Source organism: Halobacillus sp. BBL2006, from assembly GCF_000786645.1.
Lineage (GTDB): Bacteria > Bacillota > Bacilli > Bacillales > Halobacillaceae > Halobacillus.
The window spans coordinates 1-10608 of sequence record NZ_JRNX01000129.1 but is presented as its reverse complement, the minus strand read 5'-3'; the positions used below and the strand labels follow the sequence as shown (position 1 = coordinate 10608).

The 10608-nt window shown below is 42.3% G+C and carries 9 protein-coding genes; 2 read left to right on the top strand and 7 right to left on the bottom strand.

Features of this window, described 5'->3' with window-relative positions; genetic code table 11:
- From pyk to dnaE, 7 genes are all read right to left on the bottom strand, one after another.
- A partial coding sequence (gene pyk, locus LD39_RS04730; RefSeq protein WP_035543439.1) for a pyruvate kinase occupies window positions 1-972 on the bottom strand: 972 nt, incomplete at its 3' end.
- A gap of 29 nt (window positions 973-1001) precedes the next feature.
- Window positions 1002-1961 carry a 6-phosphofructokinase gene (gene pfkA / locus LD39_RS04725; RefSeq protein ID WP_035543438.1) on the bottom strand — a complete coding sequence of 320 codons (960 nt, stop codon included), beginning with the start codon at window positions 1959-1961 and terminating at the stop codon, window positions 1002-1004.
- A gap of 231 nt (window positions 1962-2192) precedes the next feature.
- Complete coding sequence (locus LD39_RS04720; RefSeq protein WP_035543436.1) at window positions 2193-3155, bottom strand: acetyl-CoA carboxylase carboxyltransferase subunit alpha; 963 nt, start codon at window positions 3153-3155, stop codon at window positions 2193-2195.
- Window positions 3152-4012, bottom strand: coding sequence for an acetyl-CoA carboxylase, carboxyltransferase subunit beta (gene accD / locus LD39_RS04715; RefSeq protein ID WP_035543434.1), 861 nt, complete (start codon window positions 4010-4012; stop codon window positions 3152-3154). The genes LD39_RS04720 and accD overlap by 4 nt, the downstream gene beginning before the upstream one ends.
- Before the next feature lie 100 nt (window positions 4013-4112).
- Window positions 4113-4703, bottom strand: a complete 591-nt coding sequence (locus tag LD39_RS04710; RefSeq protein WP_035543441.1) for a FadR/GntR family transcriptional regulator — start codon at window positions 4701-4703, stop codon at window positions 4113-4115.
- Window positions 4704-4792: 89 nt separating this feature from the next.
- Window positions 4793-6031, bottom strand: a complete 1239-nt coding sequence (locus LD39_RS04705) for an NADP-dependent malic enzyme (RefSeq protein WP_035543433.1) — start codon at window positions 6029-6031, stop codon at window positions 4793-4795.
- Between the two features lie 133 nt (window positions 6032-6164).
- Window positions 6165-9512, bottom strand: a complete 3348-nt coding sequence (gene dnaE, locus LD39_RS04700) for a DNA polymerase III subunit alpha (RefSeq protein WP_035543431.1) — start codon at window positions 9510-9512, stop codon at window positions 6165-6167.
- 132 nt (window positions 9513-9644) lie between these two features.
- Here dnaE and LD39_RS04695 point away from each other — a divergent pair, with 132 nt between their 5' ends.
- Together LD39_RS04695 and ytrI are read left to right on the top strand one after the other, a co-directional pair.
- A complete protein-coding gene (locus LD39_RS04695; protein WP_035543428.1) occupies window positions 9645-9977 on the top strand; it encodes a YtrH family sporulation protein in 333 nt (110 codons plus the stop codon).
- Window positions 9977-10474 carry a sporulation membrane protein YtrI gene (gene ytrI / locus LD39_RS04690; RefSeq protein WP_035543426.1) on the top strand — a complete coding sequence of 166 codons (498 nt, stop codon included), beginning with the start codon at window positions 9977-9979 and terminating at the stop codon, window positions 10472-10474. Before LD39_RS04695 ends, ytrI begins: the two co-directional genes overlap by 1 nt.
- Window positions 10475-10608 lie beyond the last annotated feature (134 nt).

The window sequence follows — 10608 nt, the reverse complement described above, 5'->3', positions numbered from 1 at the left end:
TTCTACCGGGTAATCCCCCGCAGCTGTTTCACCTGAAAGCATGATCGCATCTGTCCCGTCAAAAATGGCGTTCGCAACGTCAGAAGCTTCCGCACGGGTCGGACGTGGATTGCGCTGCATAGAATCAAGCATTTGGGTAGCCGTAATTACTGGCTTACCAGCTTTATTACACTTGCGGATTAACTCTTTCTGTACTAGCGGTACATCCTCTGCAGGAATTTCCACGCCAAGGTCGCCACGAGCTACCATCAATCCATCACTAACTTCCAAGATTTCGTCAATGTTATCGACACCTTCTTGGTTTTCAATCTTAGGAATGATTTGAATATCCAATGCATCATGTTTTTCCAGCAATTCTTTAATTTCAAGCACGTCTGACGCACGGCGTACAAAGGAAGCCGCAATGAAATCGACACCTTGTTCAATTCCAAATTTGATATCAGCAGCGTCCTTCTCCGTAATTCCTGGAAGGTTGACACTTACATTAGGAACATTGACACCTTTTTTATTTTTCAGCGGGCCATTGTTTAATACGGTCGTTTTGATTTCATTTTTTTCATTTAGAATCTCTTCGACTTGGAGTTCTACTAATCCATCATCAAGAAGGATTTTAGAACCAGGATGTACGTCATTGATTAATCCTGGATAAGTAACGGAGAAACGCTCCGCGTCCCCCTCAATATCTTCCATAGTCACATAGGCTGTCGATCCTTTTTCTAGATAAACTTCGCCTTCTTTCAACGTTCCTGTACGGATCTCTGGTCCTTTCGTATCAAGAAGAATCGCTACTGTTTTACCTGTAGTTGATGCAGCTTCGCGAATGTTTTTAATACGAGCACCGTGCTCGTCAAAATCTCCGTGGGAAAAGTTCAGTCGAGCGACATTCATTCCTGCCTCGATCAGCTCGGTCAACTTCTCAACTGACTCTGACGCAGGTCCGATCGTGCTGACAATTTTTGTTTTTCTGAACATACTTCTTCCTCCTCTTGTATCTCTTACGTTTATATGGATAATTCTTTTGAAAGACGATACATGTCAAGGTCTACTTCATGTTTCGTGTTAAGAATTTCTACTATATCATGATCCACTAATTTATTTTGTTGTATACCCACCATGCGTCCGGCTTTACCGTCAATGATAAGATCTACAGCGTGAGCTCCTAAGCGGCTGGCAAGAACGCGGTCTGAAGCTGAAGGTGACCCTCCACGCTGAGTGTGACCGAGTACGGTGACTCTCGTTTCAAGATTGGCAGTTTCTTTGATCTTTCTAGCGAAATCAACACCACTACCTACGCCTTCTGCTACGATAATAATGCTGTGTTTCTTGCCTCGATCGTGTCCTCGCTTCAATCGATCGATCACATCTTCAAACTCATCCTCTGCTTCAGGAATCAAAACAGATTCGGCACCGTCAGCTAATCCTGCCCATAACGCTAAATCACCCGCGTTACGACCCATGACCTCGATAACATACGTACGTTCATGAGAGGTAGCAGTGTCACGAATTTTATCAATGGCATCGATGATGGTGTTCAATGCAGTATCAAAACCAATTGTGAAATCAGTTCCAGGAATATCATTATCAATCGTTCCAGGAACACCGATACATGGATAACCTTTTTCGGTCAATTTCTTGGCACCCATGAATGTACCATCTCCGCCGATGGCAATCAATCCTTCAATGCCGTGCTTCTTCAACTGTTCAATCCCTTTCAGTTGACCTTCCTCCGTTTTGAATTCTTCACAACGTGCAGAGTACAGTTTTGTTCCTCCACGTTGAATAATATCACCAACCGAACCTAGTTCCATCTTTTCAATATTACCATCGATCAACCCTTGGTAGCCGTATTTCACTCCATAGACTTCCAGGCCATGATAGATCGCTTTACGGACAACCGCACGGATGGCTGCATTCATTCCAGGTGCGTCACCGCCACTTGTCAGTACGCCTATTTTCTTCATCCTCATCACCTCAAAAAATATACTAGTTATTTTGTCCCCAGTCAAAGAATATTTGAAACCTTTCCGCGTTCACTCTTCTTTCTAGTGTGTACCAAAAGAGCGCTCCGTAAAAGGTGGGTTTGAAGAAGAACGCCAAAATGATAGCGTTACCATCACCCTAAGATGCGAAAAGTCGCACTCTTTTGTGCGACTTTCCTTTCTTATTCGGAACTATTTTTTTACCGAGTCTTATTATAAATCAAGATAAGTATAATCGCCAATATTTTTATACTTAATGAAACGGCCTTCCAATAACTGGTTTTCCTCCAGTTCTGATAATTCTTGCAACGATCTTGAAAGGACTTGTTCGATCTCTTTCGCCTGCGCAGGAATATCCCTATGGGCGCCACCTCTTATTTCAGGAATGACCTCATCGATCACTTCCAAGGCTTTAAGATCGTACGAAGTGATCTTCATGGATTCTGCCGCTTGTTGAGCCAGACTTGCATCCTTCCATAGAATAGATGAAGCACCTTCAGGTGAAATAACAGAGTAAGTGGAATTTTCTAACATATAAATTCTATCTCCGATTCCCAGTCCTAATGCTCCACCGCTTCCGCCTTCACCGATAACGATACAGATGATAGGCACAGTAAGTCCCGCCATCTCCATAAGGTTACGGGCAATCGCCTCACTCTGTCCGCGCTCCTCTGCAGCCTTCCCAGGGTAAGCCCCCTTCGTATCAATGAACGTGACGATCGGCCTTCGGAACTTTTCTGCCTGTTTCATTAACCGAAGTGCCTTCCGATAGCCTTCAGGGTGAGGCATTCCAAAGTTTCTACGGATGTTTTCTTTTGTGTCTTTACCTCTTTGGTGTCCGATAACCGTTACAGGCTTATCGTGAAATTTGGCAATACCTGAAACAATCGCTTCATCATCACCATATAGACGATCTCCATGCAGTTCCAGAAAGTCAGTGAAGAGGTGCTCAATGTAATCCAGCGTAGTCGGGCGCTCAGGGTGTCTGGCCATTTGCACTCGATCCCATGGCTGCATTCGATCATAGACATCCGTCTCAAGCTTTTCCAGGCGTTTTTCCAGTGTCACAATTTCTTCACTTAAATCCATCTCGCTATTTTCTGTCATCCGCTTTAAATCAGCGATTTTTTCACGTAGTTCTATGACAGGCTTTTCAAACTCAAGTACATGCTTCACTCTTCTTCACCTCCTGGACGGTGGATATCTAATACGGTAGTAAGTGTCTTCTTCAACTGATGTCGATGAACAACCCGATCCAGCTGGCCGTGTTCTAACAAGAATTCAGCTGTTTGAAAGTCTTCCGGCAGTTTTTCCCTGATTGTCTGTTCAATGATTCTGCGCCCTGCAAAGCCAATTAACGCACCAGGCTCAGCAAAATTATAATCACCAAGGGATGCAAAGCTTGCTGAAACACCACCAGTCGTCGGATGGGTCATAACAGAAATGAACAACCCACCGTCCGCATGCAAACGTTGCAGCGCTACAGAAGTTTTGCCCATCTGCATTAAGCTGAGTACTCCTTCTTGCATACGGGCTCCCCCAGAAGCTGTAAAGATAATGAATGGGATTTTCTCTTTTCTAGCTTTTTCAATGGCGTTCGTGATCTTCTCTCCGACCACGGATCCCATACTTCCCATACGGAACCGCGCATCCATCACAGCAAGGGCTGTAGGATTACCTGATAACAAGGCTTTTCCTGTTACTACAGCCTCATTTAAGTCAGATTTCATGCGATCTTTTTCAAGCTTCTCCTCATATTCTGGAAATTCCAGAGGGTTGTTCGATATCATATTCTTGTCCCACTCTTCAAAGGAACCTTCATCAAAGATATGTTGAATTCTTTCATAAGCACTTAATCGATGATGATGATCACAATGAGGGCAAACATTCATATTTCGGTTCAATTCTTTTCTATAGAAGATCTTTTGACAATTTGGGCATTTTTGCATAAGACCTTCAGGTACATCCTGCTTTGCTTCCTGTCTAGGAATGGATGCGTATCTTTTTTTCTTGCTGAAAAAATCTCTTAGCAAGGTGATTCCTCCTTTGGGACAAAGCTTCCTTTCTGTCCAATATACAAAAAAGTAGTTACATAATCTCGGTTATCATGTCGAATGCTTTCGACATTCGTTATTATGATGAAAATAGATGAAGGACTTCAACGCGGTCATCAGTTCTTAATACCTGCACTATTTTATGATACCAAGATTTTTCATATTGTATGTCATGGACTGTATGAGTAAAGCCGTAAATGAATTGCCACATTGATAGTAAGAGGTGCTGTCCGGAACGTTCAAATAAGTATTGGAAAAGTTCTTCGTGTCGCTTCTCTTTTTCTATAATCTCGTCGATTTTGTTCAATTCATCTTCAGTCAGCTTCCCTAACAATCTCATGACAACTTCCTTTTCGAGCATCTGCTTAGCAGTAAAAAGTTCCTCTCTTGTTCTCGACTCATTCAATAGGAAGTTGGATAATAACTCTACCATATGATGGGGGCGGTAGGCTCTCATGAAAGTCCCTTCTCCTCTTCTTGTTTCGATAAGACCAAGAAGTTCCATCGCACGTAAGGCTTCTCTTATCGAGGACCTTCCTACATTCAACTGCTCACTAAGCTCTCGCTCGGATGGTAATTTATCGCCTGGCTTCAAATGGTGATATTCGATATAAGACTTTAATTGATCCAATACACCTTCGTAAACTTTACCTTTCTGCGAACGGGTCACGAACCACGAACACTCCTTTACAAAATGGAAGAATTCTAAACCTATGTAAGGAGAAAAGCCAAGTGAGCTTTTCTCCTTCAACATAGACATTATTCTTCATCAATTAGAGTCAGCTGTCTTGTTTTCTCGGCAACTTCTTCCGGGTCAACATGGTGTCTGGCAACGCCTGACTCCATGGCAGCTTTTGCTACGCTTGCTGCAACTGCGGGAGCTACTCGTGAGTCGAAAGGAGCTGGAATAACATAGTCTTCACTCAATTCATCTTCACTTACTAAAGAAGCGATCGCTTCTGCTGCAGCGATTTTCATTTTTTCATTGATTCGAGTTGCCCGCACATCTAAAGCACCACGAAAAATCCCTGGAAATGCAAGCACATTATTTACTTGGTTTGGGAAATCTGAACGTCCTGTTCCAATCACACGTGCTCCTGCTTCTTTCGCATCTTCAGGCATGATTTCAGGTTCTGGATTCGCCATTGCAAAAATAATGGAATCATCGTTCATCCTTGACACCATTTCCTTAGATAAAAGTCCTCCGACAGAGACGCCGATAAATACGTCTGCCCCTTCCATTACTTCATCCAACTTACCTTCAATACGGTCTTTATTGGTGATCTTAGCAATCTCATCTTTCACATCGTTCATTCCATAGTCGCGTCCTTCAAAGATGGCCCCTTTAGAATCACACATGATAATATCACGTACACCGAAATGATAAAGTAATTTAATGATAGCAATTCCAGCAGCTCCTGCACCATTGGCTACAACCTTGATTTCCGAGAATGACTTTCCGGTAATCTTCAAGGCGTTCATCAAACCAGCCACCGTCACAATGGCTGTCCCATGTTGGTCATCATGAAAAATAGGAATGTTCGTTTCCTTCTTCAAACGATCTTCAATGATAAAACAGTTTGGAGCGGCAATGTCTTCTAAGTTCACTCCCCCAAACGTAGGTTCCATCAATTTGACGGTTTGTACAATTTGATCAATATCTCTTGTATTTAAACAAATTGGAAAGGCATCCACTCCAGCGAAGCTTTTGAACAAAGCTGCCTTTCCTTCCATGACAGGCAGCGCAGCTTCGGGACCAATATTCCCAAGTCCAAGAACAGCAGAACCGTCACTTACAACAGCCACCATGTTTCCTTTCATCGTGTAGTCATAAACCGTTTCTTTATGATCATAGATCTCTTTACAAGGCTCAGCTACTCCTGGGGAATAAGCTAAACTTAAGTCTTTCGCATTTCTAACAGGGACTTTGGAAGTAGTTTCAAGTTTCCCTTTATTGACTCGGTGTATATGCAGTGCTTCATCTCGTAAATTTGACACGACTACACGCTCCTTTAACAAATAAATTAAAGCCGTTCCGGGTGGTCAGACCACCATCAACTCCTTAATTATAACAGATGAATATATAGTGTAAAGAATTACAAAAATCCGGGCTGAGAATCTTCTGCTGGTGCTATTTTTTATAGGCACGAAGGGCTACTGAATCGCTTCCGAAATATTGGTTCAGCTGTGTCAGACACTCTCTAGACGTATCTAAAGCATAGGTTTCGCCTAATTGATACGTTTTCCGGTCATCGGACCGAACAATTAACACAGGCGTATTGCCCGGGAAATATGCCGACATCTTTTTCAGTTTTTCAATGGCTTCATTTTCTTTCGATTTTTCTACTCTTACAAATAACCTCTGGTCTGGTTCCTGTTGAAACGATTCGCTCTCAAATGCAGTTAAATCCGAGGCGATCATTTGCTTGGTGTTTCGTCGTTCTTCGACTTTTCCTTTAATAAATACAAGCATTTGCTCCGACAGCCATGTTTTTACGCTTCGATATAATTCTGGAAATAGAACAACGTCCATTTCTCCCGTCTCGTCACTGATCGTAACAAATGACATCGGGTCTCCCCGCTTCGTACGAATCTCTTTAATGGTTTCAATGACAGCTGCTACCTGCAGGCTTCTGTTGTGATGAACGTAAAAAGCCTGTTTCACGGGTACAACCCCTTTGGACCTTAGTTGTGTTCTATGGACCTCAAGAGGGTGATTGGACAAATAAGTTCCTAGCACTTCTTTCTCCATGGCTAATTTCTTTAAGACAGGGAAAGGCTCTGCTTCAATTGTTTGATCACCTAGATCGAGGTCAGCCTCAAAAAGACCCGGCTGATCATGAAACTCTTTGAATAATTCCCCTTGCTCAAGCGCCTGATCAATACTTGCAAGCAGAATTGCTCTATTCGACTGTACTTCATCAAATGCTCCAGCTAAAACCAGCGATTCAATGACTGATCTGTTTACAGCTTTTGAACCAACTCGAAGACAAAAATCATTCAAATGCTTGAATCGTCCGTGTTGCCTTTCTTCTAGGATAGCTTGTGCCGCTTGAAACCCAACTCCTTTAATGGCAAGCAAGCCCATACGAATTGAGCCATTCTCATCCTTACAGAATATTTGACTATTGTTGATTGAAGGAGCCTTTACCTTCGTCTTAAATTCCTTAGCTTCCCGAATATAAGCCGCTAGCTTATCACGGTCTCCCATGTGAGCATTGATCAGCTCTGCAAGAAAATAAGAAGGATAATGGGCTTTCATATATGCCAGCCAGTAAGCTATAAAGCTGTATGCAACCGCATGACTCCGATTAAATCCGTAGTTGGAAAATTTAACAATCCAATCAAACAACTGATTTGAAACTCGTTCAGAGTAGCCGTTTAAGCTAGCTTTTCGAACGAAGTTTTCCCTTTCTTCATTCAAAATCTCCGCTTGTTTTTTACTGACAGCTCTTCTCAATAAGTCAGCTTCACCCAGCTTATAGCCTGCAATCTTCTGGGCCACTTGCATGATCTGCTCTTGATAGATCAGTACCCCATATGTGTGTTTCAGAATCGGTTCAATATCTGGATGAGGGTATTGTACTTTTTCTCGATTCTCTTTTCGGTCAATATATGTTTGAATATAATCCATTGGTCCAGGGCGATAGAGTGCGTTAACCGCAACGATGTCTTCAAAATGAGAAGGCTTTAGACGAGTGAGAACACTCTTCATCCCTTGAGACTCTAATTGAAACACTCCGTTCGTTTTTCCTTCTTTCAAAAGAGTAAACGTTTCTGAGTCATCAAAAGGCACATCGGTAATTGAAAAATCACTGTCCTTGAACCTTCTGATTTTGTTTTCAATCTTTTCAATGAACGTCAAATTCCTTAAACCCAAAAAGTCGATCTTCAAAAGGCCGACTTTCTCTAACTCCCCCATAGCCAGTTGAGTCAAGTTTACATTACCTTGCCCTCTCATCAGTGCGGTGTATTGCACAAGCGGCTGTTCACTGATCACGACACCAGCCGCATGAGTTGAAACGTGACGAGGAAGGCCCTCTAGCTTCGTTGCGACTTTAAACAAACGCTTCAGCCGGTCAGAATTGCGGATATAATCTTTTAGCGCCACTGATTTCTGTACAATTTGAACGAGAGAATCGTTCGCACTTTTTGGTATTTGCTTTAAGATGAAGGCAGCATCGCTGTCATCAATAGCCATGACTTTGAATAAATCTCTCAAAACACTTCTCGCTGCGAACGTTCCAAAAGTACAAATTTGAGCAACATGACGCTTCCCATACTTTTCCGCTACATAATCGATCACTTCATCTCTGCGGTGATCGGGGAAATCGATGTCAATGTCCGGCATGGTGATCCGTTCAGGATTAAGGAAACGCTCAAATAACAAGCCATAGGCTAATGGATCGACTTGAGTGATATCTAATAGATAGGCAACGATCGATCCTGCGGCAGATCCACGACCGGGTCCAGCCTGGATTCCACGATCTCTTGCATACGCAATGAAGTCCCATACGATTAAGAAATAGTCATTAAACCCCATTGAGTCTATGATATTCAATTCATGGTCCAACCGTTGAAGTGCAGCTTCTCGGTTGTTTATATATTTCTTTTCCAAAGCATCCATACATAAGCCACGCAAATAATTTCCCGGCTCTTCACCAGCCGGTGCGGGATAAGAAGGAAGAAGCTGCTGGGAGAGATCAAGCTCTACATCACATTTCTTCGCAATAACCTCTGTTTGTTCAATGACTTCTGGCCACCAATCTTTGAAAAAGGCTTCCATCTCCTCAGGTGATTTCAAGAATTGGTGATTAGACTCGATAGACGAAGGCAGCCGACTTCCTTCGTCTATCGCTCTTAATGACAGATAGGCTGTGGCATCATCACGCTCAAGATAACGAACATCTCCGAGGGCGACAACCTTTATCTTTTCTTGGTCAGACCATTCTTTTAATGGCTTATGCAATTGTCTCTTAGAGTGAAGGTCGCGATCTTGAATACTTAAGTAAACATCGTCACTTTGGAAAGTTTGAAAGAGCGGCTGCAATTCTTTCTCTGCTTCAATGAAATTCCAGTTAGCGATAGATTCCGCGATCGAACTCATAGAAGTCAGAACGATCGAGATCAAACCAGTGGAGAAACCTTTCAGCTGCTCTACAGGAATTTTTTCATTCTTCGTATGAATCCACGAACTAATTTTCATTAGGTTTTGATATCCAAAGTGATTTTTAGCCAGAAACAAAGTAGGTATAGAACCCGTATCGGTTAGCACATCAACTTTAAGCCCAATAATCGGCTTGATGCCATTGGTTTTGCAAGCTTCATAAAAGGAAACGCTACCACTCATGATGCCTTTGTCCGTCAAAGCAAGTGAGTGGTAACCCAAATTCTTAGCGCGCATTACTAGGTCATTAACCTTGATTGTGCTATCCATTAAGCTGTACCCACTCTGTATATGTAAATGTGTAAAAGCCATTGCGTTCACCTTCTTTCACTATAAATTATAGCGAAGACTCTAGCATTGAGAAAAGCCTTCTGCATAAAAGACACATAGATCGAATACTTTCTACTAAAGAGACTAAATCCCCTTAGCGAAAAGAGGGACAAGATGGATGATCGTTTAGCAATCTCAATGATTCAATGTTTCTTTATCGCATTCGGAGTGATTGTAGGGGGGACCATCATTGGAAGTATTGGCAGCTATATGACAGGAGAAGCACCTTTAACCGCAATGTTCAGAATCGCAAAGAGCCTGAGGATATGGGCAATAGTTGCAGCGATAGGCGGAACCTTCGACGCAATCAGCAATTTTGAGAAAGGGATTTTCGATGGATCTACCTTTGATATTTTCAAACAAGTCATGATGATCGTATCAGCCATGGGTGGAGTCAAAACAGCTTTACTCCTTTTTGAATGGCTGCTGGGAGATGAAGTCACCTAATGCATATTCCTCCCTACTATCAAAGGCCAGAATGGAAACGTTTTTTCGCAGGAGTAGTACTGGGAACTATCCTCGGTTACCTGTTTTTTTTATTTATTCATGGACAATTCCAGGAACAATATACGAAAGAGCATATCGAACTTACTTCCAAGCTAAATGAAGTGGAAGATAAATATGAAGCATTATTAAAAAATCAAAATAACAGAAATGAAACGAAACCATTGTCGGTCGTAGACATCTCCGTAGCTTATACCAATGCTAAGAGGCTTGAGGTAGACTTGCTGACTCAACACCAGTTAACAAGTATGGTCAAAGAACAACTCACTTCCATACCCGGTAAAGATTTAACAACCGTCGCAAGTCAGGTAGATTTGATGGTCTCTACCATAGAAAATAAAAATTACGTAGTCGATGATTTATCCTATGAATTGAAAGTGTCCAAACTGATTGTTTCGGAAGTTATCCAATTTCAATTAGAAATCAAAATTTTACGATAAAAGCAGGTGAGGGATCACCTGCTTGCTTTATATTCTTTACATACTTGTTCCAATTCTTGTGCAATCTGTTCAGTTTCTTCCCAATTCTCCGCTTTAGCACCGGAAGCCATCGGGTGTCCCCCGCCATTATGATT